Raw genomic sequence first — 21,014 nt, 5'->3', positions numbered from 1 at the left:
CGCCGCGCATCCGCCGCCTACCGCTCGGCCGCCTCGTCGCGCACGCGGTGCAGCGGGCTCTTCGGCAGCACGCCGTTGAGTCGGTAGTCGCCCAGCAGCTGCGCGCGCAGGATCGCCGGATTGTGCGAGGCCAGCGTGCGGGCATTGCGCCAGTGCCGGTCGAGCGCGCGGTCGGCATCGACGGCGGATGCCCCGCCCACCTCGAAGAGGCGCCCAGCCGCGTCGAGCACGAGGTCGATGACGACCTGCTGCGCCTCGAACACGCGGGCGAGAGCGTCGTAGTACCGCGGCTCGTCGCTCGCGTCGTGACGGCGACCCAGGTCGGCCGCCTCGAGTCGGCGCACCGCCTCGAGCACCGCGGCTTCGGCGGCGAAGGCCTGGGCGCCGAGCCGACCGACGACCTGCTGCACGAGCGGGTCGTGCCGCGGCGACGAGAGGCCGGGCACCCCGAAGGTGCGCGTGCGGGGCCGCACGAACGCGACGGCGTCGCGCACGATCGCCCGAGCGGTGCCCGCGAGCGCCGCGAGCAGGATGAGCTGATACAGCCCGGTGACGTACGCGAGCGAGCGGTGCTCGTCGTTGTCGGTCCAGGCGAGCACCTGCCGCGGATCGACCTCGACGTCGTCGAAGACGGTCGTGCCGCTGCCGGTGAGCCGCTGGCCGAAGCCCGCCCAGTCGTCGACGCGCGTCACGCCGGGCGCGTCGGCGGGCACCGCGACGGCGACGTGGTGATCGCCGTGCCGCCCGCCGGTCCAGATCCAGTCCGCGTAGAGGGTGCCGGTGCTGTAGAACTTCCTGCCCCGCAGGAGCAGGCGGCCCTCGACCTCGACGATCTCGGTCGTCGGCGTCGACGACTCGCCGCGCTCCGCCTGCGCGTTGCCGAACAGCACCTCGCCGTCGGCGATGCGGCTCAGCCACTCGGTGCGCAGCGCACTCGGCGGCAGCGCCAGCTGGGTCTCGACGAACGCGATGTGGCCGCGCAGCAGCTGCGGCAGATTCGCGTCGGCCTCACCGAGCGCGATGAGCAGCCGGAAGAGCTGCTGCAGGCTCGCACCCCAGCCGCCGAAGCGGCGGGGCACCCGCAGCGCGCCGAAGCCGGCGTCGCGCAGCGCCCGCACCTCGTCCAGCGGAAGGATGCGGCGGCGCTCGCGCTCGACAGCCCCGGCGGCGATCTCGGCGAGCACCGGCGCGAACGTGCGCTCGATGCGCGCGTCGAGCTCGGCGGCCGTCGGCTCATCGCTCAGCTCGTCGTCTCGCCGGGCATCCGCCACCAGCACATCGGTCACGACGCCACCTCGACGCGCTCGCGCTCGACACCCTGCAGGTTCGCCCCGCCCCGGTACCGAGCGGCGGGGTGGCGGTCGTTGACGCGACGAGCGCCCGAGCCGAACAGCCGCTCGCGGAACGTCGACTCCTCGTAGCTCGTGCGGTAGCGGCCGCGACGCTGCAGCACGGGGATCACGTGCTCGATGAAGTCCTCCGCGGTGCCGGGCGTGAGGAACTGACGCAGATTGAAGCCGTCGAGGCCGGTCTCATCGACCCAGCGCTCGAGCGCGTCGGCGACCTGCACGGCAGAGCCCGCGACGAAGAAGGGATTGCGGTCGAAGGCCGTCACGGCGTCGAGCGCCTCGCCCACCGTCGTGCCCGGGGCATGGAAGCGGCGCCCGGACTGCCCGGCGTCGCGACCCGCGCGCGACTCGGCGGCGAGGATGTCGTCGATGACCGCCTCGCGCGGGTGCGCGGCGAGGTCGATGCCCCCGCCGCCCGCGTGCGCGAGGTAGCCCTCGGCGCTCGACAGCCGCCGGAACTCCTCGGCCTTCGCCTGAGCGTCAGCGGTGTCGCGGCCGACGATGACGACGGCGCTCGCGTAGGTCTTGACGTCATCGGCTCGCCGGCCGTGCGCGACCGCCCGGCGCCGGATGTCGGCGACGTTCTCGCGGTACACCTCGAGCGAGCGTCCGCCCACGAACACGCCCTCGGCGTGCTGCGCGGCGAACTCGCGGCCGCGGTCGCTCGACCCGGCCTGGAAGATCACCGGCGTGCGCTGCGCCGACGGCTCGGCCAGGTGCGGGCCGGCGACGCGGAAGTGCTCGCCGACGTGATCGATCGCCCGCACCTTGGTCGGGTCGGTGTAGATGCGGCGCCCGCGGTCGATGACGACGGCGTCGTCGTCCCACGAGCCCTCCCACAGCTTGTAGAGCACCTGCAGGTACTCCTCCGCGATGCCGTAGCGATCGTCGTGGGCGATCTCGTCGTCGAGGCCGAAGTTGCGGGCCGCGTTCGGCAGGTACGAGGTGACGACGTTCCAGCCGAAGCGGCCCTTCGTCAGATGATCGAGGGTGGATGCCCGGCGCGCGAACGCGAACGGCGGCTCGTAGGTCGTGGAGAAGGTCGCGGCGAAGGCGAGGTGACGAGTGACCGACGCCATCGCCGGGATCACGAGCAGCGGGTCGTTGCTCGGGATCTGCACCGCCTCGCGGATGGCGGTCTCGGGCCCGCCGCGGTAGCCGTCGTACGCACCGATGACGTCGGCGAGGAAGACCGCGTCGAAGAGCCCCTCCTCCAGCAGCCTCGCCTGCTCGACCCAGAACTCGAGGTCGGCGTAGCGGTGCCGGGTGTTCTCGGGGTGCACCCAGAGGCCGTGGGAGATGTGGCCGACGGTGTTCATCTCGAACAGGTTCAGGCCGATGCGCTCGCTCATGCCCCCAGATCACACGAGCGCCGGCGGCCCGACAAATGTTACGAAACCTCGCGTCACACGGCGCCATGTTCTCGCGCTCGGTCGCGTCGGCCGCCCACGATGGGCCACGCCGAGCTCGGGAGCGCCGAGCCCACCACCGACCGCAGGAGCCACCATGACCACCCCCACTCCCCCCGCCGAGCCGACCAGCGACCTCCGCGCAGCGCTCGAGGAGCAGCGCCGGCGCCGCCGCAAGCGTCTCCTCCTCGGCGCAGGCGCCGTCGTCGGCGCCGGCGCGCTCGTCGGCGCCGCCGTGCTCGGAGCCTCGCTGCTCACCGGGGGCGCCGCCACCGCCGAGACCGCGGCCGACGATGCGGCGAGCGGCGAGCGGCTCAGCATCACGATCGCCGGCAGCGGCGAGAGTGAGCTGCAGGACGCGGTCGAGCTCGTCGCCGCCGAGAAGGGCCTCGACGTCGAGTGGGTCAACTTCGAGAACGACTGGGTGCTGCCCAACTCGTCGCTCGTCGCCGGCGAGGTCGACGCCAACGCCTTCCAGCACATCGCCTTCCTCAGCGCGTTCAACGTCGCGAACGACGCCGACCTCACGCCCGTGTTCTCGACGGTCATCACGCAGTGGGGCGTCTTCTCGAGCTCGATCGACGACCTCGACGAGCTCGAGCAGGGCGACCGCGTGGTCATCCCCGACGATGCCGCGAACGGCGGCCGCGCGCTGTTCATCCTCCAGAACGCGGGTCTCATCGAGCTCTCCGACGACGCCGGCTCGTACCCGACCGTCGACGACGTGACCGGCAACGAGCTCGGCCTCGAGTTCGTGCCCGTGCAGGCGATCACCATCCCGCAGCAGTTCGACGACCCGAGCGTCGCCGCGGTCGTCGTCGGCACCTCATACTTCGACCCCTCGCAGGGCGTCACGAAGGAGGACGCGCTCTTCCTCGACGACTCGCTCGCCGATTCGTCGCTGCCCTACGTCAACGTGGTCGCGACGCGTGCAGAGAACGTCGACGATCCGGCCTTCGAGATCCTGCAGGAGGTCTACCAGGACGAGCGCGTCGCGGCCGGTCTCGAGGCGGACTCCTTCGGCAACAGCGTGCTCGTCGACGTCTCGGTGGATGCTCTGCGCGAGCGCCTCGCCGAGCTCGAGGATCTCGCCCGAGAGCTGCAGTAGCCCGGCCATGACGACCGCGATCACCATCGAGCACGTCTCGAAGTCGTTCACCGCGGGCGGCCAGCGCGTCACCGCCCTCGACGACGTCAGTCTCAGCATCGACCGGGGCGAGATCTTCGGCATCGTCGGCTACTCCGGTGCCGGCAAGTCGACGCTGCTGCGCACCATCAACGCGCTCGAGCGCCCCACCGCCGGTCGCGTCGTCGTCGACGGCGTGGAGGTCTCGGCGCTGGGCGGGCGCGCCCTGCACCGTCAGCGGCAGCGCATCGGCATGATTTTCCAGCGCTTCAATCTGCTGCAGTCGCGCACCGTCTTCCAGAACGTCGCGTACCCGCTGCGGGTCGCCGGTGCGTCGAAGGACGAAATCGTCGATCGCGTCGACGAGCTGCTGCGATTCGTCGGGCTCAGCGAGCGGGCGCTCGAGCATCCGTCTCGCCTCTCGGGAGGCCAGCAGCAGCGCGTGGGCATCGCCCGAGCGCTCGCCAACCGGCCCGATGTGCTCTTGAGCGACGAGGCCACGAGCGCGCTCGATCCGCAGACGACGAGCGAGGTGCTCGAGCTGCTGCGCCGGGTGAACCGCGAGTACGGGGTCACGATCGCGCTCGTCACGCACGAGATGGAGGTCGTGCGCGAGCTCGCCGACCGAGTCGCCGTCATGCAGCAGGGCACCGTCGTCGAGCACGGCGCGGTCTACGACGTGTTCTCGCGCCCGAGCCATCCGACGACGCGCCGATTCGTCTCCTCGGTGCTGCACCACCTGCCCGACGCCGAGGCGCTCGACCGCATCCGGCGCGTGCACCGGGGCAGGATCGTGCAGATCCACGTCGAGAACCGCGAGTCGAACGACCCGTTCCTCTCTCGGATCGCCCGACAGCACGACGTCGACTACAACGTCGTGTACGGCGGAGTCAGCGAGCTGCAGTCACGGCTCTTCGGCACGCTGACGGTCGAGCTGCTGGGGAACGATCTCGACGTCGATCGCGCGATCGCCGGCATCGCGACGAGCGCCGCGATCATCGAGCTGCCCCCGTCGGCCGAGCAGGCGACGTCGGCCGCGGAGGAGCTCATCCATGCGTGACATCGACCTCGAAGCGCTGCTGCCGAAGCTCGGCGAGGCGCTGCTGCAGACCCTGCAGATGATCACGCTGTCGTTCGTGATCGCGGGCGTCGTCGGCGTGCTGCTGGGCATCCTGCTCTACGCGACGCGGCCCGGCAACCTACTCGAGAACCGGCTCGTGTTCGGAGCGCTCAACGCGCTGATCAACGTGATCCGACCCATCCCGTTCATCATCATCATCATCGCGCTGATCCCGGTCACGCGCGCCCTGCTCGGCACGAGCATCGGCACCACCGCCGCGGTGCCCGCGCTGGCGCTCGTGGCCTCGGTCGCGATCGCCCGCATCGCCGAGTCGAACCTCGTCGCGGTCGACCCCGGCACCGTCGAAGCGGGCGCGGCGATGGGCGCCTCGCCGGCGCGCGTGCTGTTCACGATCGTGATCCCCGAGTCGCTCGGGCCGCTCACGCTCGGGCTGACCTACATCTTCGTCGCCCTGGTCGACGCGACCGCGGTTGCCGGACTCGTCGGTGCCGGAGGGCTCGGCAGCCTCGCGCTCACCTACGGGTACCAGCGCTTCGACTGGTTCGTGATGATCGCGGTCATCGTCACGCTCATCGTGCTCGTGCAGCTCGCGCAGGTGGCCGGCAACCGCGTCGCCCGAGCCGTGCAGCACCAGCGCTGAGCGGAGGCTGCCGTCAGCCGACGAGCAGCAGCACCGCCGCGCCGACCGACAGCACCGCGATGACGAGCGCGAGGGCGATGAGCACGACGTGCACCCGATAGAACGCGGTGCGGCGCCCGGCCTCGTCCGTCGCGCGCGGATCGGCGGCGACGCGCGGGTAGAACCGCGGCCACGCGAGGACGTTGAACAGGGCGCCGAGCAGCAGCACGGTGACGGCGACGACGGCGGGAGCATCCATGTCTTCGACGCTACCGGGCCGCCGGCCGCACCCTCCGCGCGCTCGCCTCAGCCGGGTCGGTCGGCGGTCTCGGCGATCATGCGCTCGATCGCGGCGACGCACGCGGGCGCGTCGACGAGCGGCAGCTGGTGCCCGCCCGGCACGAGGTGCAGCCGCACCTCGGGCGAGCGCCGGGCGATCGCCTCGAGACGACCAGGCACGCGCACGGCGTCGCGCCGGCCGTAGAGGAACTCGACGGGCACCCCGCGCCGGTGCAGCTCGGCGAGGGCGGGCTGCCAGCCGGCGTCGCGCACGATGCCGTCGAGGTTCGCCAGGTAGGTGCTCCAGCTGTGCTGGATGCTGGCGGCGGCGATGGGCACGGGCAGCCGAGGGCTGAGCGCCACGGCCGCGCGGGCCGCCGAGCGGGGGTGCGCGCACATCCATCGGCAGAGCCGCTCGGCGAGGGTCCCGCTCGCGAGCAGCGACTCCATCCACCCCATCTGGTCGATGCGCTCGTCCGCCTCGCGTCGATGGGCGAACAGCGGCGCGCTGAGCGCGACGACTCCGCGCACGCTCGTGGACCTCGCCGCCCATCGCAGTGCGAGCTGCGCGCCGAAGGAGTGGCCGACGGCGATGGTCGGCCGGCCGCTGAGGCCCAGCGCGGCGAGGGTGCCGTCGATCGACGCGATGTGCGCGTCCTCGACGCTGCCGTCGCCCCAGGGGGCGCCCTTCGATGCGCCGAAGCCGAGCGGATCCAGCGCCACAACCGTCGCGGACCGGCCGAGCGCGTCGAACTGCGAGCCCCAGAGCAGTCCGCTCGCGGCGAGCCCCGAGAGCAGCACGACCACGGTCTCGCCGTCGCCGTGCACGCGCGAGGCGAGCGGCGCCGGCGGCAGCGCCGAACCCGCGCCCGGGCTCCAGGTGCGCACGGCGGTCGAGGAGCGGTGCGCGGCGAGCCAGCCCGCCGCGAGCCCGCCCAGCAGCGCGGCGGCGCCCAGCGCGACACCGGATGCCCGGCGTGCGGTCGATCGAGAGCCCATGGGTGCCCTCCCCTCCCGACCATGTTCACCCCGCCGGCCCGGCGGCGGGGAGACCCGCGCACATCTGCGCCCCGTCACGCCCCCACGAACGACGGAACCCCGGCTCGATCGAGCCGGGGTTCCTCATTCCGGTGGACCTGAGGGGATTCGAACCCCTGACCTCTTCATTGCGAACGAAGCGCGCTACCAACTGCGCCACAGGCCCGTGAACGACGACAACCCTATCACCGTCGCCGGGGGTGCTCGCACACGGGGCGGCCCGCGGCGAGCATCCGTCGCCTCGTCGGCGAGGCCGCGATCAGCCGGCCGCGCGTCGGCGCTCCAGCACCTCGTCGAGGTCGGGCGCGGCGGTCGGCAGACCGTCGAGCAGGCCCATCCGCGCGAAGCGGCTGACGGGCTCGGAAGGACTGCGCCCGGTCGCGTCAGCAGCATCAGCGGCGACCGGAGCGGCAGGTTCGTGGGCCGCTGACGCGGCGGGGGCGGCGGATGCGGCGGTCGCCACCTCCGCGCGCGCGGCGGCCGCCATCGCGGCGCGCTGCGATCGCTCCGCCTCGGCCGCGGCGGCGGCGAGCTGCGCGGCGTGGTCGATCGTGCCGGCACCCGTGCCGACGGAGCCGAGCACCGGCGCCCCCAGGTACCGGGGCTTCGGCAGGGGCACGGGTGTCCAGGCGCGGTCGGCGGCGTCGGCGCGCGCGTCGCGCTCACCGCTCGCGCCGCCCTCGGCGAAGTCGACGAAACGCGGCGCGCGCAGCGTGCGCGTCGCGATGCCCGAGCGGCGGCGGCTCGCCCGCGCGAGGCCGACGAGCAGCACGATGCCGCTCACGGCGATGAAGGCGGCGAGCGCCGTCCAGGCCCAGGCCGCGGCGACGGCGGAGACGGCGACGCCGACGAGCGCGGCGAGGGTGAGGAGCGTCGTGATGAGACGCGAGCGGCGCACGCGCGCCTGACCGCGCTGCGCGGCCTCGACCTCGGCGGCGAGGCCGGGCGCGGTCTGCTGCAGCTTCTCGCGCACGGCGCGCTGCGCGGCGGCCTCGCGGGCGCGGGCGATCGCCTGCTCTTCGCGCTGGCGGGCGGCGAGCGTGCGCTCCTGGTTGGCGATCTCGCGCGCCGTCATCTCGGCGCGCACCGCCTCGGGCAGCTCGGCGGTCTGGGCCATGATGCGCAGCGTCTGCTGCAGCCGCAGGGCGTTGCGCTCGGTCGAGAGGTACTCGCTGCGGCGCCGCCACATGGGCACGAGGTAGACGAGCCAGAGCCCCGCGGCGAGCGCGACGAGAATCGCTGTTCCTCCGCCCGTGAACTCCATGGCGGTAACGGTACGAGCGCGTGGTGCGCCGAGCGTGCAGGCGCGCGGCGATTCCCCTCGGCTCGCGCTCAGCGCGCGGGCGGCAGGGCGATGCCGCGGCGTGCGGCGATGCGGTCGACCTCGGGAATGCTCGCGGCCGTCATCGGCGCCCGCCCGGCCCGCCAGCGCTGCAGCACGCCCTCCGGCACCTCCTCGACGGTGAGCGCGAAGCAGAAGTGGTCGCGCCAGTCGCCGTTGATGTGGATGTACCGGCGCCGCAGCCCCTCGTAGCGGAAGCCGAGCTTCTCGACCACGCGGAGCGAGGGCGCGTTCTCGGGGCGGATGCAGATCTCCATGCGGTGCAGGCCGAGCGTGAAGAACACGTGGTCGGTCGCGAGCGCGACCGCCGTCGGCGTCAAGCCGCGACCGGCGAAGCGCTCGCCGACCCAGTAGCCGATCGTCGCGCTCGCGAGCGAGCCGTAGGTCATGCCGGAGACGTTGAGCTGCCCGGCGAGCTCGCCGTCGGTCTCGATGACGAACGGCAGCCCCGACCCGGCGCGAGCCGAGGCGAGCAGCCCGCGGATGCTGCCGCGCGTGTCCCACGACACCGGGGCGACGGGGCTCGTCGCCTCCCACGGCCGCAGCCACGCACGGTTCGCGAGCAGCTCACGCTCGAGCGCGCGCGCGTCGCGCACCCGGATCGGCCGCAGCGTCGTCGCGCCGTCGCGCAGAGTCGGGATGGCGGCCACGCCGTCAGTCTAGAGAGGAGGCGAACTCTCGCAGCCAGGGACGCAGCTCGGCCCCGAGATCGTCGCGCTCGACGGCGAGCTGCACGATCGCCTTGATGTAGTCGAGCCGGTCACCGGTGTCGTACCGGCGGCCGCGGAACACCACGCCGTGCACGCCGCCCGACGTGGGGTCGTTCGCCATCTCGAGCAGAGCATCCGTCAGCTGGATCTCGCCGCCCTTGCCGGGTTGCGTGCGCTCGAGCACGTCGAAGACGCCGGGCTTCAGCACGTATCGGCCGATGATCGCGAGGTTCGAGGGCGCCTCGCCCTGCGGGGGCTTCTCGACGAGGCCCGTGATGCGCACGACGTCGTCGTCCTCCGTCGGCTCGACCGTGGCGATGCCGTAGAGGTGGGTCTGCGACTCGGGCACCTCCAGCAGGGCGACGACGGTCGTGTCGCGCCGCTCGTGCACCTCGACCATCCGGGTCAGCAGGGGGTCGCGGGCGTCGATGATGTCGTCGCCGAGCAGCACGGCGAAGGGCTCGTGCCCGACGTGCATCTTGGCCCGCAGCACGGCGTGCCCGAGGCCGAGCGGGTCGCCCTGCCGCACGTAGTGCATGTCTGCGAGCTCGGTCGAGTACTCGACCTTCGCGAGCTTCTCGCGGTCGCCCTTCTCCTCGAGCGTCTGCTCGAGCTCGTACATGCGGTCGAAGTGGTTCTCCAGCGCAGTCTTGTTGCGGCCGGTGATCATGAGCACGTCGTGCAGGCCGGCGTTGACGGCCTCCTCGACGACGTACTGGATCGCCGGCTTGTCGACGACGGGCAGCATCTCCTTCGGCATCGCCTTCGTGGCGGGCAGGAATCGGGTGCCGAGCCCTGCGGCGGGGATGACGGCCTTGGTGAGTGCGCGGGTCATGGCCAGCACCCTAGCGAAGGCACTCGGCAGGCCTCCGGGTGGCTCCTAGGATGTGCACATGTCGAGCGAGGCAGAGCACGCCGCCCACGCCAAGCGGGCGCTGCGCGCCGAGCTGCGCGAGCGGCGCCGCATCCGCCCGCAGCACGAGCGCGAGGTGGTCGCCGAGCGCCTCACCCAGCAGCTCATCGCGCTGACCTCGTCCCTCGGGCCGCGCAGCCTCAGCTGCTACCTGTCGACGCCGGACGAACCGCCCACCCGGGCGTTCCTGCGCTGGGCCGGTGAGCGCGACATCGACGTGCTCGTGCCCGTCTCCCGCGACGACGGCCTGCTCGACTGGGCGCCGTACGCGCCGCCCCCGCTCGACGCAGGCGCCTCCCCCGGCGGCTCGGTCGCCGCCGCCGACGCCGAGCTGCTCGACGTCGCGGGCATGCCCGTGCCCGATGCCGAGCTGCTGAGCCCGCTCGCGATCAACGACGTCGGCCTCATCCTCGTGCCGGCGGCCGCCGTCGACCGCTCCGGCGTGCGCATGGGCTGGGGGCGCGGCTACTTCGACAAGACGCTCGGGTCGATGAGCAGCCGCCCGCCGGTGTTCGCGGTCGTCTTCGACGACGAGCTGGTCGAGGAGCTGCCGCGAGAGGCGCACGATGCGCCGGTCGACGGGGTGGTGACGCCGAGCGGCATCACCCGGTTCTCCGACTGACCGCGGGCGGGCATCCGCCGATCATCGCCTCGTCGCCGTGGCGGGGCGGATGCTCGGGCCGACGTATCCTGGAAGGCGGAGGACCGCCATGCCCACGTATTCGTACCGCTGCACCGAGTGCTCGACCGCGTTCGACATCCAGCAGGCGTTCACCGACGACGCGCTCACGGAGTGTCCCGAGTGCCGCGGGAAGCTGCGGAAGCTGTTCTCGGCCGTCGGGGTGACCTTCAACGGCTCGGGGTTCTACCGCACCGACAGCCGCAGCTCGAGCGGATCGTCGAGCGGCTCGGAGTCGTCGTCGAGCAGCTCGTCGAGCTCGAGCACGAGCTCCGCCTCGAGCGCCGCGCCCGCCGCCGCGAGCTGACGCCCACCCAGTAGGATCTGAAGCGACAGTCACTCGCTTCAGCCCCGAGGAGTCTTCCGGTGTTCAGTGGTTTCAAGGCGTTCATCCTGCGCGGCAACGTCATCGAGCTCGCCGTCGCGGTCGTCGTCGGCACGGCGTTCACGGCGCTCGTCAACTCGATCGTGACGGCCGTCATCAACCCGGCGATCGGCGCGCTGTTCAACGCCGAGAGCCTCAGCACCGCGCTGGTCGTGCAGATCCCGACCCTTTCGGGCGGCACGGCCGACCTGCTGTTCGGCGCGGTGCTCGCCGCGGTGCTCAACTTCCTCATCGTTGCGGCGGTCGTGTACTTCGCGCTCGTCGCGCCCATGAACTACCTCGCCAAGCGCGCCGAGGCCGCCCGTCAGGCGGGGCAGCCGGTCACGGCGCCCGACGAGCCGCCGACCGAGCTCGAGCTGCTCGGCGAGATCCGCGACCTGCTGGCCCGCCGCGAGGCCGCCGAGGGCGCCGCGGGTGCAGCCGGTGCGGCGACGGACGCCACGCCGGGAGCCGACTCCCGCTGAGGCGCGGGCGCCCCTCGTCGGCGCGACCCGTCCCTCGGCTGCGGCGCCTCAGTAGTGCGGCGGCTTCTCGGCCTTGAGGCGGTCGTCGTTCTCGTCGAGGGAGTGGCGCTCGGGCTCGGGCAGCGGCGCCGGGTCGGAGCCGGGCGGCGGGGGCGTCGTCGCGCGCCGACGCACGCGGGGTCGAGCAGCTGCGCGCTCGTCGGGCCGTGCAGCGGGGGCGTCGCCGGGCTCGCGCCGAGCATCCGCCGCCTCGTCGTGCGCTGACGCCACGGGTCTACGAGCCGACGACGTCGATCGGCTGCGTCTCGGTGAGGGCGGCCCGATGACGGGCGGCGGCCGCCTCCGTCGCGGCCGAGGGGCGGCCGGTCGTGGTGCCGGATGCTCCCGCCATTGCCGCGATGCGATCGGCGACCGCGTCGGGCTGGCTGAAGAGCTCGAACACGTGCACCCGCGCGTAGTGCCAGCCGAGGCGGCGCAGCAGGTCGGGCCGCAGGCGCAGCGACTCGCGCAGGCTCATCTCCATGAGGGAGGCGTCGGTGTCGACGGCGATGCAGTAGCCGCCGCGGCTCGCGACGAGCTTGAACTTGCCGCGGTGCCCGAGCGCGACCCGCAGGCCTCGGGCCTCGAGGCGCCGCGCGAGGTCGATGAGCATGGGGTCGCTGTCGTCGGGCAGCTCGATGCGCGAGCGGCGCGCCTCGATGTCGGCGAGCAGGTCGGCGAGGGCGCGGGCGCCGTGGGTCATGCGGTCGTCGTCGAGATCCTCGTGGCGGATGCAGCTGACGATGCGCACGAAGCGGCGCGCTCGGGTCATCGCGACGGCGAGCAGCCGGTCGCCGCCGGGCCGCCCGAGCGAGCCGAACTCGCTCAGCACGCGACCGTGCGGGGTGCGGCCGAAGCCGATCGAGAAGATCACGCGGTCGCGGCTCTGCGCGACGGCCTGCTCGATGGTGAGCACGGCGAAGGGCTCGGGGCGGTCGCCGAGCACGAAGTCGTGCAGGTCGGGGCGCGTGCCGATCGCCTCGAGCACGGCGGCGTGCACGCGCGAGGCGTGCTTCGCGCTCGCGGTGATGACCATGAGCGACTCGTGCGGGCGCGCCGTCGCGTGCTCGAGCACGAGGTCGACGACCCGCTCGACCTCGACGTCAACGCTCTCGACCGCGCCGGACTCGTCGTCGGGCATGCCGTGGCCGTCGAGGTGGTCGACCGCGATCGAGGGATGCCCGAGGAACGAGCCCGCCCAGGGCAGCGAGTCGATGCGGCCAGCGTAGAAGCGGCGGTTGACCAGCTCGGCGAGGTCCTCCCCGCCCGCACGGTAGGAGCGGGTGAGCGACAGGCTCGGCAGCAGCTCGGCGAGCTGGAAGAGCGCCGAGGCGGCGTGCCGGGCATCCACGTCATCGTCGTCGGGGGCGTCGCCCTCGAGGCCGATCGTGAACGGGGCGGGGCTCTGCGTCACCGGGTCGCCGACGGCGACCACCTGGCGCGCGCGGCGGATGGCTCCGGCGACCTCGGGGATCGTCACGGCGCCCGCGTCGAGCAGGATGACCGCGTCGAAGGGGATGTCGTCGCTGATGCGGTGCACGTCGTACGGCGAGGCCAGCCACACGGGCGCGATCGGGCGGCTGAGGTGCGGGGCGCAGCGCTGCAGGTCGCCCGAGGTGAGCATGCCCGACTTCAGCAGCGACTTCAGCGCCTGCGCCTCGTCGGGCCAGTCGGTGATGCCGATCGACCAGTTCTCGGCCAGCTGCCACGCCAGCAGCGAGGCGGTGCCCGCCGCGTGCGCCTCGTCGACGAGGCGGAAGTCGGCCTCGAGCCGGTCGAGCACCGCGGTGTCGGCGCCGAGCAGGGCGCGATCGCTCTGCAGCAGCGAGTCGAGCGCCGAGCGCCACCACGCGAGCTCGAGCTCGGCGGCGACCTGGTCGTGCGGCACGTGCCTGGCCGAGAGATCGCTCAGCAGCGGGCCGACCTCCCAGCGCTCCATCTCGCGCAGCAGCTCGGTGCGCTCCTGCAGGTTGGTGAGCACGTCGCTCTCGGCGGCGAGCCCCGCCATGAGCTCGAGCAGGTCGGCGATGCGGCGGTGGTGCAGCAGCTGGGTCTTGTCGTGGTGGCCGAGCGGGGCATCCAGCGCCTCGAGATCCTGCTCGACCTGCTGGTAGGCGTGGTGCACGTCGGCGATGCCGACCGGCACCTGCGGCGTGATGCCGACGGGCACGAAGCGCTGCCACAGCACCCGCTGCTGCTGGATGCGCGTGAGCGACTCGTGCAGGTCGCCCACGTGCACGCCGGGGCGCAGGTACTCCTTCGCGAGGCCCTTGAGCCGGCGACGGGTCGCTGCCGGCATCGACGAGCCGGAGCTGCGCGGCGCCGTCGCGGCGATGAGCTCGCTCAGCGAGCGGTCGAAGACGGCCGGCTGGAACTTGTCGAGCGTGTCGCGGATGTCGATGAGCAGACGCAGGTAGACCCCGAGCTCGGCGATCGACTCGAAGGGGCGCATGTGCGTCGAGCCGATGAGCGCGTTGGCCCGCTCGAGCAGACGCGGCAGCAGCTCGTGGTGGAGGCGCTTCGCGCGGTCGTGCGCGCGCTCGGCCTCCGCGCCCGTCGCGAAGCGGGCTCCGTACCAGGGCGAGTCGTCGGGGCCGTACTTGAATTGCCCCAGCTCGGCGGCCTTCACCATGACCGAGCTCGCGTGGGCGCGATCCTTCGCGAGCAGCTCGACCGCCTGGCGGCTGAGGCGGGCGCGCGTCGTGGGCGGCACCGGCAGGAGGGCGAGGCGGCTGAGCTCGGTGACGCAGTCGTAGACGCTGATGCCGAGCTCAGCGTCGGGGCGGGCGAGCGCCTCGCGGTAGTCGACGAGCACGCCGCGCAGGCGGGCGAGCGCCTCGTTGACGTCGGCGACCTGCGGCTTCTGCGCCTTCTCGTTGCGCGTGATCGCGCGGATCACGTCGCGGCGCAGCGTCCGAGCGGTGACCGCGAGCCCGGGCAGCCCGATCTCGGTGAAGCGGCTCGCGACGCCGCGCAGGCTGGCCCGACGAGGGCTCACGACGAGCACGCGCTTGTTCTGTGCGACGAGGGCGCCGACCGCGTTGACGATCGTCTGCGTGCCGCCCGTGCCGGGCAGGGTCTTGACCACGAGCGAGTTGCCGGCGGCGATCGAGGCGATCACCTGCTCCTGCTCAGGGTCGGCATCGAGCAGCATGAGGTCGGTCTCGGGCGGGCGCCTGTCGGCGTGCACGAGTTCGACCGGGGTCGTGCTCTCACGCACGGCCCAGCGAGCGCTCTGGTTGCCGGCGAGAGCGTCGAGCACCGGGTGGGCCAGATCGTGCGCGTCGGCCGCCATGGGGGCGCCGACCTCGGCGAAGGTGCTGACGACCAGGCGCGGCGTGATCGTGAAGCCATCGAGGTGCGCGGTGAGCCCGCGCAGGCGGTCGAGCGGCGGGTTGGGCTTGAAGGTCCCGTCGTCATCGGAGAGCGCGACGAAAGCCTGCGTGTCGAGGTGCAGCGAGAACTGCTGGGCGAGCGCCCGCACGAGGGCCGGGTTGACGGTGACGTCGCCGCGCAGGGTCAGCTCGACGTCGCGACCCCGTCGCCGCAGCCGCAGCGGGCGCAGCAGCAGGGGGGCGCGGTAGGCGACGCCGTCGTGACGCCAGGCGACCATGCCGATGCCGAGGGCGACGGCGTCGATGCCGCGCACGCTCGCGAGCTCGAGACCCTTGTCGGCGATGCGCTCGGCGGCGAGGCGCGCGCGGCGCAGGGCGACGTCGTCGCGCACGAGGTTGCTGAGCAGCGTGGGGCTGCCAGCGATGAAGCGCGCGAGGCCGCCGGGGTGGCTCGTGCCGAGCTCGATGCGGGTGCGGTCGGTGTCGTCGAAGTGCAGCAGGGGCGTGCGGCCGCCGAGGCTCGCGAGCTCGTCGCGCCAGCGCTGCCACACGGGGGTCGCGACGTTGCCGACGCCGACCGCGGGGTCGCCCGTGCTCAGCGCGCTCGCGCTCGCGGGGCTCGCCTCCGGGGTCGAGGAGGCGTCGTCGTCAACCACGTCGGGTTCGTCGTATCGATCGGCACGCCACACGCCGACACCCTACGCGCGGTGCGGCGCCAACGCCGGGATTGCGCCCCGTCCGGCGCGGAATCAGGGGGTTCTCGAGCCTTGCTCGACGGCGGGCAGCTCGAGCTCGACGACGCTCACAGCGATCGACACTGCGATCGGCTCGGGCAGGGCGGAAAGCGCCGCCTCGACGTCACCGCGCTCGCGGTGGAACGCGTTCGGCCCCATCATGACGAGGTCGGCGGCGAGGGCCCGGCTCGCTTCGATCGCGCGGGTCACGGTCGTCGTCGCGCGATGCACCGCCCCGGGGATGCTCGCAGCGGCCTCCTCCGCCTTGCCGGCCGGCACCTGCAGCAGCCCGAGGGCCGCGACGAGCTCGTGCTGGTGCTGCGGCTCGGGCACGACGACCACGACCCGGCCGCCGGGCGCGAGCGCGCGCCGCAGTTCGGAGACCCCCTGCTCACCGCCGCCGGGGGCGAAGACCCGCAGCACGACGTCGACCGAGCCGTCGGCGACGGGGATGCCCGCCCGCACGTCGTTCGCGACGGCCGCGAGCCGCTCGTGCGCGCGCGCCGCTCGCCGCACCGCGGGCACGGAGGCGTCGAGCACGATCGCCCGCAGCCCCTGCCGGGCCTCGAGCACCCGGGAGGCGTGCCAGCCGGTGCCGCCGCCGAGGTCGACGAGCCAGTGCGCCCCCTCGGGCACCGCGGCGACGACGGCCTCGGCGATCGCGTCGTGCGCGCCGGAGGCCTGCACCCGCTCGCGCGCCTCGACCATCGCGGCGGTGTCGCCGCTCGCAGTCGCCGCGCCGCCTCGCAGGCTCAGGTAGCCCTGCCTGGCGAGGTCGAAGTGGTGCCGTGCCGCGCACCGGGCGCCGCCGTCCACGGCCTCGAGCGCCTGCCGGCAGAGCGGGCAGACGAGCACGTCGAGCGCCGCGTCGAGGGCAGCGGTGGGGGCGGGCACGCCGCTACTGTACGAGCCTCAGCGGGGCGGGCCCTCGTCGGGCCGCCGCTCGCGCACGCTCCACACGATCTCGCCGCGCTCGTCGACGGCGATGTGGTGGGCGACGAAGCCGAGCTTCTCGGCGACACGCAGCGAGGCCCGGTTGTGTGGGCGGGTGGTGGCCCACAGCCGCTCGCGGCCGGTGCGCCAGGCTGCGACGACGAGCGCGGCGGCGGCCTCGGTCGCGAAGCCGTGCCCGTGCACGGCGGGCAGCAGCTCGCTCACGATCTCGGGCTCGTCGACCGTCGAGCGCCCCGGGATGAGCGCGACGTACCCGATCGGCCAGCGCTCCCCCGAGAGCCGGAGCATCCGCAGCCCCAGACCGTGCCCGGCGAGCCGGGCCTCGAGGGCGGGGATGCGCTCGAGCACGCGCGCAGGATCGCCCGGCTCCCCGCCGCGCGCCGTCCAGATCGCGGCGTGCGCGACGGCGTCGTCGGGCGTGAACGGGCTCAGCAGCAGGCGCTCGGTGCGCAGCTCTGCCTCGAGCGGGGTGAAGCGCTGCTCGGTCATCGCGTCGACCTCCTCGCGACCAGGCGTGCGACGGCGCGCGCGCCGATGAGCACCTCGGCCGCGGCGGCGGGCCGCAGCCAGGCCGAGCGCGGCAGGTCGACGACGCCCCCGCGGGCGACGCTCACGACGGTGAGCGCGGCCACGGGCACCGCCCAGGCCGCGAACGCTGCGACCTGCCAGGCCCGGCTGGGCTCGTGCTTGAGCACGAACCAGGTCCACAGCGCGGTGTCGGCGAGGTAGTCGCCCTGCGTGCCGAACCGCGTCACCGTGCCGGTGCGGCGCGCGAGCTTCCCGTCGACGAAGTCGGTGGCGAGCGCGAGCACGGGCAGGGCGCCGCCGAGTCGCGTCGCGGCCGCGGGCAGCGCGGCGCGCGCGACCGTGAGCAGATTGGGTGCGCCGAGCGTGCGGCGCTGCTCGAGCATCCCCAGGTGGGTGACGGTCATGAGCCAGCTGGTCAGCAGCCAGGCGCGACCCTCGCGGCCGGCGAGCGCTCCGACGGCGGCGTGCACGAGCGTCGCCTCGGCGAGGGCGCGCGGCCGCTTGCGGGCCTCGAGGATGCTGCGCCGCGTCGTCTCGACCGCGAACCTCCCCCACGCGGCGGCCCCGAAGCGCTGCTCGCGCAGCCCGTCGAGCAGGGCGTTCGAGGCGGCGCGACTGTCGTCGCCCGCGAGGACGCGCTGGCGCGCGGCATAGCGCGCGGCGGCTCGGGTCATGCGCACCTCCCGCGGGAAGGCTAAGTGAGGAACGCGCAGAACTCGATACCCGCGTCAGGGTGTCACGGGCGCAGGCGGTCGCGGGCAACGCGAACGCGGGGGCGCCGCGGGAATGGGCGGAGCGCGGCACTCGGGTCTATGCTCGACCGCCGTGGGAGACATCCGACCGCACCTGACGACGAACGTCGAGCAGTACAGCCAGCGCATCAAGATGCGCGACGACGTCGATCGGGCTCGCGAGGTCGAGCACTTCGCCAACTTTGGCGCCATCAAGGAGGCCCGTGCCGCCGCGCGCGAGCTCGAGGCGGCCGGCTACGCGGTCGAGGTCGAGCGTCGCATGCTGTTCCGCGCCACGCTGCGCGCGACCAAGCAGTCGACCGTCGACATCGAGACCGCCGACGCCATGGTCGAGGAGGTCTTCGCGATCGTCGAGCGCCACCGCGGCGACTACGACGGCTGGGGCGCGCCCGTCATCCCGTCGTAGCCGGTTCGGCGTCCGTCGCGGCAGGCGCGGGGCTCGACGGCGCGGGCTCGGTGCTCGACGGCCCGACCAGGTCGAGGTCGCCCGGCTGCGCGAGCGGCCCTTCCGGCTCGACGGGCAGGCCGGCGAGCAGGCGCAGCTCGGCCGTGATCGCCTCGCGCAGCGGCTCGTGGCCGGGCTTGTACTCGTGCAGCTCGTCGACCCAGCGGGTGTCGCGGTACGACCAGACGGGCAGCGCCGCGTTCGGCCCCTCCCACTCGTAGCGCGGGAAGACGTGGGCGTGCACGTAGGCGTCGGTGTTGCCGAGGATCTCGATGTTGACCCGCCGGAAGGCCGGATCCTTCGCGATGCACGCGCGCTCGACGGCGAGCGCGAGCAGGTCGAGGTCGGCGAGGAACTGCAGGCGCTCCTCCCGCGGCAGCTGGCTCAGCATCGCCGCGTCGGTGTGCCGACTGATGAGCAGCGAGTAGCCGGGCAAGAACTGCGTGTCGCCGATCACCGCCCAGCCGCTCGTGAGCTCGACCATGACCATCGGGTTGGTGCCGTTGGCGCAGGCCGCCACGCGGTCGGCGCGCCAGTCGGCGACGGCGCCGTCGGCGTGCGCGCCGTCGGTCGATGCGGGCGGGGATGCGGCCGACGATGCCGCCGGCTCGGTGACCGGCACCGGCTCCGGCGAGGCGTCGCTCGACTTCGGGAACAGGCTCATGGGGCGACCCTAGGCTCCGCCGGTCGACTCGTCGCCGGGGTTGCGTGCACCGCGCGCACGTGCTCGGCGATGCGGGTGATGAGCGGGTACGGGATGGGCTTGGAGTAGAGGAAGTTCACGCTGTCCTTCGCCGCCCGGTACGGGGCGACCTCCGCCTCGAAGTCGTCGTCGCCGCGCGCGACGGGGTAGAGGCCGACGTGATTTTTCCAGCCCGCGAAGTGCAGCCAGTAGCGGCCCTCGAGCTGCAGGGCGGGCATCCCGTATCGGATCGCCTCGGGGGCGCCCGGCGCCCCCTCGCGCAGGGCCGCGCGCACGCCGCGCAGCATGCCCTGCACGTCGGCCGGGAAGCCCGCGATGTAGTCGTCGATCTCGCTCACGCCGTCTCCGCCCTCGTCGGGGCCAGCCTGACCCTGATCCGAGCGGCCGTCAAGACTCGCCGGCGGCCCGACTCAGAGCTCGGGGGCGAGCGGCGCGGCGACGCGCGTGGCGCCGAGCGCCGAGCCCGGCCGGTTCGCCGCGCTCTCGAAGGCCGCGGCGAGGGCGAGCAGGCGGGAGTCGTCGTAGGCGCGACCGGCGAAGGTGAGCCCCACGGGCATCCCGATGTCGCTCATGAGCCCCATGCCGACCTGCACGCACGGGATGCCGAGGTGGCGCGGCACGAGGTTGCCGTTGGCGACCCAGGTGCCGTTGCGCCAGGCGGGCTCGCTCGACGCCGGGTTCACGTCGGCGTCGGCGGGGCCCACGTCGGCGACGGCGGGGAAGACGACGGCGTCGAGGCGAAGCTCGTCCATCCACTGCTCGAGGTCGAGTCGGCGGGCCTCCTCGAGGCCGCGCAGCCCCTGCTCGAGGTGCGGGATCGCCTCGAGCGGCGGGATGCCGTCGCGGCGCGCGCGGTGCACGTACTGGTCGAGCGGCACGTCCTCCGGCGCGAAGCGGCTGAGGTGGTCGTCGTACCGCCCGGGCAGCGAGCCCGGCGGCGTCGGGAAGATGAGGTCGGGTTCGACGTCGACGAGGTGCTGCAGCTGCGGGTCGCCGTTGGCCTGCAGGAACTCCTCCCAGCCCCACATCGACAGCTCCCACAGCTCGGAGTCGGCGAAGCCCTCGGGCACGAGGCCGCGAGCGGTGAGCGAGCGGTCGTCGGCGCGGCCGCGGCTCTCGTAGTTCGTCACGACGGGGAAGTCCACCTCGACGACCTCGGCGCCGGCGGCCTCGAGGTCGGCGCGCGCCTTCGTCCACTGCTCGATGACGCTCGCGCGCGTCTCGATCGGGTCGTCGCCGCCGAACTCGGCGCCGAGGTACAGGCGCGGCACGCCGAGCCGCACGCCTCGCAGCGCGGTCGCGCGCGCCTCGGGCATCCCGAGCGCGGCATACGACGGCGGGCGCACCGTCGACGCCAGCGGGATGCTCACCCACGGCTGCACGCGCCAGAAGTCGCCGCGCGACTCGGGGTCGTCGGCGACCACCTGGTCGAGCACGAGCAGCAGCGCGTCGACCGTGCGGGCGTAGGGCACGACGACGTCCATGGTCGGCACGAGCGGCCAGTTGCCGCGCACCGAGATGACGCCGCGGCTCGGCGTGTAGCAGACGAGTCCGTTGTTCGAGGCGGGGCCGCGGCCGCTCGACCACGTCTCCTCCGCGAGGGCGAAGGCGCACAGGCTCGCGCCGGCGGCGGTGCCCGAGCCGTTGGAGGACCCCGAGCCGAACGGCGCCGTCAGGTAGTCGGGGTTGTACGGGCTCTCGGCGCGGCCGTAGAGCCCGCGCTGCATGCCGCCGTTCGCCATGGGGGGCATGTTGGTGAGGCCGAGGCAGATCGCTCCCCCGGCGCGCAAGCGCTCGATCGTGAAGGCGTCGCGCTGCGCGACGAGGTCGGCGAAGGCGGGCGAGCCGCTCGCGACCGTGAGGCCGCGCACCATGTAGCTGTCTTTCGCCGCGTACGGGATGCCGTCGAGCGGGCTCAGCACCTCGCCCCGGGCGCGGCGCTCGTCGCTCGCACGGGCCTCGGCGAGGGCATCCGGGTTCATGACGACGTAGGCGTTGAGGCGCGGGCCGGCCGCGTCGTAGGCGGCGATGCGAGCGAGGTAGCCCTGCACGAGCTCGACGGCGGTCGTGCGACCGGCGTCGAGCGCGGCGCGCAGCTCGCCGATCGATGTCTCGACAAGGGGCATGCCC

General features: G+C 73.5%; 22 protein-coding genes and 1 tRNA gene. 7 read left to right on the top strand and 16 right to left on the bottom strand.

What is annotated here, in order from left to right; translation table 11 throughout:
- Positions 1-17: 17 nt before the first annotated feature.
- Both ID804_RS02165 and ID804_RS02160 read right to left on the bottom strand, forming a co-directional pair.
- Positions 18-1,286 (bottom strand): acyl-CoA dehydrogenase family protein, encoded by a 1,269-nt coding sequence (locus ID804_RS02165; protein ID WP_169077306.1) that lies wholly within the window; start codon positions 1,284-1,286, stop codon positions 18-20.
- Positions 1,283-2,701 carry an LLM class flavin-dependent oxidoreductase gene (locus tag ID804_RS02160; RefSeq protein WP_169077305.1) on the bottom strand — a complete coding sequence of 473 codons (1,419 nt, stop codon included), beginning with the start codon at positions 2,699-2,701 and terminating at the stop codon, positions 1,283-1,285. Before ID804_RS02160 ends, ID804_RS02165 begins: the two co-directional genes overlap by 4 nt.
- Positions 2,702-2,855: 154 nt before the next feature.
- Between ID804_RS02160 and ID804_RS02155 the strand changes: the two genes are divergently transcribed.
- Genes ID804_RS02155 through ID804_RS02145 form a run of 3 tightly spaced genes read left to right on the top strand, consistent with a single transcriptional unit; the run spans position 2,856 to position 5,605 of the window.
- Complete coding sequence (locus ID804_RS02155; RefSeq protein ID WP_169077304.1) at positions 2,856-3,866, top strand: MetQ/NlpA family ABC transporter substrate-binding protein; 1,011 nt, start codon at positions 2,856-2,858, stop codon at positions 3,864-3,866.
- Between the two features lie 7 nt (positions 3,867-3,873).
- Positions 3,874-4,944: a methionine ABC transporter ATP-binding protein gene (locus ID804_RS02150; protein WP_169077303.1), complete on the top strand. Its 1,071-nt coding sequence runs from the start codon at positions 3,874-3,876 to the stop codon at positions 4,942-4,944.
- The gene (locus ID804_RS02145; protein ID WP_169077302.1) at positions 4,937-5,605 is read left to right on the top strand and encodes a methionine ABC transporter permease; all 669 of its coding nucleotides are present in this window, start codon (positions 4,937-4,939) and stop codon (positions 5,603-5,605) included. The genes ID804_RS02150 and ID804_RS02145 overlap by 8 nt, the downstream gene beginning before the upstream one ends.
- 13 nt (positions 5,606-5,618) lie before the next feature.
- On the opposite strand, the gene ID804_RS02140 is transcribed toward ID804_RS02145, so the two are convergent.
- The 6 genes from ID804_RS02140 to galU form a co-directional block, all read right to left on the bottom strand.
- Complete coding sequence (locus ID804_RS02140) at positions 5,619-5,843, bottom strand: SCO4848 family membrane protein (protein WP_169077301.1); 225 nt, start codon at positions 5,841-5,843, stop codon at positions 5,619-5,621.
- A 47-nt stretch (positions 5,844-5,890) separates the two neighbouring features.
- Complete coding sequence (locus ID804_RS02135) at positions 5,891-6,862, bottom strand: alpha/beta fold hydrolase (protein ID WP_169077300.1); 972 nt, start codon at positions 6,860-6,862, stop codon at positions 5,891-5,893.
- Between the two features lie 132 nt (positions 6,863-6,994).
- Positions 6,995-7,067: transfer RNA gene (locus ID804_RS02130), tRNA-Ala, on the bottom strand.
- 93 nt (positions 7,068-7,160) lie between these two features.
- Complete coding sequence (locus tag ID804_RS02125; RefSeq protein ID WP_169077299.1) at positions 7,161-8,165, bottom strand: hypothetical protein; 1,005 nt, start codon at positions 8,163-8,165, stop codon at positions 7,161-7,163.
- Between the two features lie 68 nt (positions 8,166-8,233).
- Positions 8,234-8,893: a GNAT family N-acetyltransferase gene (locus ID804_RS02120; RefSeq protein WP_169077298.1), complete on the bottom strand. Its 660-nt coding sequence runs from the start codon at positions 8,891-8,893 to the stop codon at positions 8,234-8,236.
- Positions 8,894-8,897: 4 nt separating this feature from the next.
- The gene (gene galU, locus ID804_RS02115; protein ID WP_169077297.1) at positions 8,898-9,788 is read right to left on the bottom strand and encodes a UTP--glucose-1-phosphate uridylyltransferase GalU; all 891 of its coding nucleotides are present in this window, start codon (positions 9,786-9,788) and stop codon (positions 8,898-8,900) included.
- Positions 9,789-9,846: 58 nt separating this feature from the next.
- On the opposite strand from galU, the gene ID804_RS02110 reads away from it, so the two are divergent.
- The 3 genes from ID804_RS02110 to mscL all read left to right on the top strand — a co-directional run bounded on the left by ID804_RS02110 (position 9,847) and on the right by mscL (position 11,394).
- Positions 9,847-10,488, top strand: a complete 642-nt coding sequence (locus ID804_RS02110; protein WP_169077296.1) for a 5-formyltetrahydrofolate cyclo-ligase — start codon at positions 9,847-9,849, stop codon at positions 10,486-10,488.
- An 88-nt stretch (positions 10,489-10,576) separates the two neighbouring features.
- Positions 10,577-10,852, top strand: coding sequence for an FmdB family zinc ribbon protein (locus tag ID804_RS02105; RefSeq protein WP_169077295.1), 276 nt, complete (start codon positions 10,577-10,579; stop codon positions 10,850-10,852).
- Between the two features lie 59 nt (positions 10,853-10,911).
- Entirely contained in the window at positions 10,912-11,394 is a 483-nt protein-coding gene (gene mscL / locus ID804_RS02100) for a large conductance mechanosensitive channel protein MscL (protein ID WP_169077294.1), read from the top strand.
- 48 nt (positions 11,395-11,442) lie between these two features.
- Here the strand turns inward: mscL and ID804_RS02095 are convergent, their stop codons facing one another.
- The 5 genes from ID804_RS02095 to ID804_RS02075 all read right to left on the bottom strand — a co-directional run bounded on the left by ID804_RS02095 (position 11,443) and on the right by ID804_RS02075 (position 17,658).
- Positions 11,443-11,664, bottom strand: a complete 222-nt coding sequence (locus ID804_RS02095) for a hypothetical protein (protein ID WP_169077293.1) — start codon at positions 11,662-11,664, stop codon at positions 11,443-11,445.
- A 4-nt stretch (positions 11,665-11,668) separates the two neighbouring features.
- Positions 11,669-15,424, bottom strand: a complete 3,756-nt coding sequence (locus tag ID804_RS02090) for a DEAD/DEAH box helicase (protein ID WP_317451138.1) — start codon at positions 15,422-15,424, stop codon at positions 11,669-11,671.
- Between the two features lie 93 nt (positions 15,425-15,517).
- Positions 15,518-16,396 carry a putative RNA methyltransferase gene (locus ID804_RS02085; protein ID WP_169077292.1) on the bottom strand — a complete coding sequence of 293 codons (879 nt, stop codon included), beginning with the start codon at positions 16,394-16,396 and terminating at the stop codon, positions 15,518-15,520.
- Between the two features lie 18 nt (positions 16,397-16,414).
- Positions 16,415-16,945: a GNAT family N-acetyltransferase gene (locus tag ID804_RS02080; protein ID WP_169077291.1), complete on the bottom strand. Its 531-nt coding sequence runs from the start codon at positions 16,943-16,945 to the stop codon at positions 16,415-16,417.
- On the bottom strand, positions 16,942-17,658 hold the full coding sequence (locus tag ID804_RS02075; protein ID WP_169077290.1) for a CDP-alcohol phosphatidyltransferase family protein: 717 nt from the start codon (positions 17,656-17,658) through the stop codon (positions 16,942-16,944). Before ID804_RS02075 ends, ID804_RS02080 begins: the two co-directional genes overlap by 4 nt.
- A gap of 151 nt (positions 17,659-17,809) precedes the next feature.
- Here ID804_RS02075 and ID804_RS02070 point away from each other — a divergent pair, with 151 nt between their 5' ends.
- Complete coding sequence (locus ID804_RS02070) at positions 17,810-18,142, top strand: ribonuclease E inhibitor RraB (RefSeq protein WP_169077289.1); 333 nt, start codon at positions 17,810-17,812, stop codon at positions 18,140-18,142.
- Here the strand turns inward: ID804_RS02070 and ID804_RS12150 are convergent.
- The 3 genes from ID804_RS12150 to ID804_RS02055 all read right to left on the bottom strand — a co-directional run bounded on the left by ID804_RS12150 (position 18,129) and on the right by ID804_RS02055 (position 21,010).
- The gene (locus ID804_RS12150) at positions 18,129-18,845 is read right to left on the bottom strand and encodes a hypothetical protein (protein WP_211160883.1); all 717 of its coding nucleotides are present in this window, start codon (positions 18,843-18,845) and stop codon (positions 18,129-18,131) included. The two genes, ID804_RS02070 and ID804_RS12150, sit on opposite strands and share 14 nt — an antisense overlap.
- Positions 18,842-19,222 (bottom strand): iron chaperone, encoded by a 381-nt coding sequence (locus ID804_RS02060; protein WP_317451137.1) that lies wholly within the window; start codon positions 19,220-19,222, stop codon positions 18,842-18,844. Before ID804_RS02060 ends, ID804_RS12150 begins: the two co-directional genes overlap by 4 nt.
- A 72-nt stretch (positions 19,223-19,294) precedes the next feature.
- Positions 19,295-21,010: an amidase gene (locus ID804_RS02055; protein ID WP_169077288.1), complete on the bottom strand. Its 1,716-nt coding sequence runs from the start codon at positions 21,008-21,010 to the stop codon at positions 19,295-19,297.
- Positions 21,011-21,014: the final 4 nt, after the last annotated feature.

It is taken from the genome of Microcella alkalica, from assembly GCF_014595885.1.
GTDB classification, from domain to species: domain Bacteria; phylum Actinomycetota; class Actinomycetes; order Actinomycetales; family Microbacteriaceae; genus Microcella; species Microcella alkaliphila_B.
The sequence above is the reverse complement of the archived record's forward strand: the minus strand, read 5'-3'. Positions and strand labels throughout refer to the sequence as shown.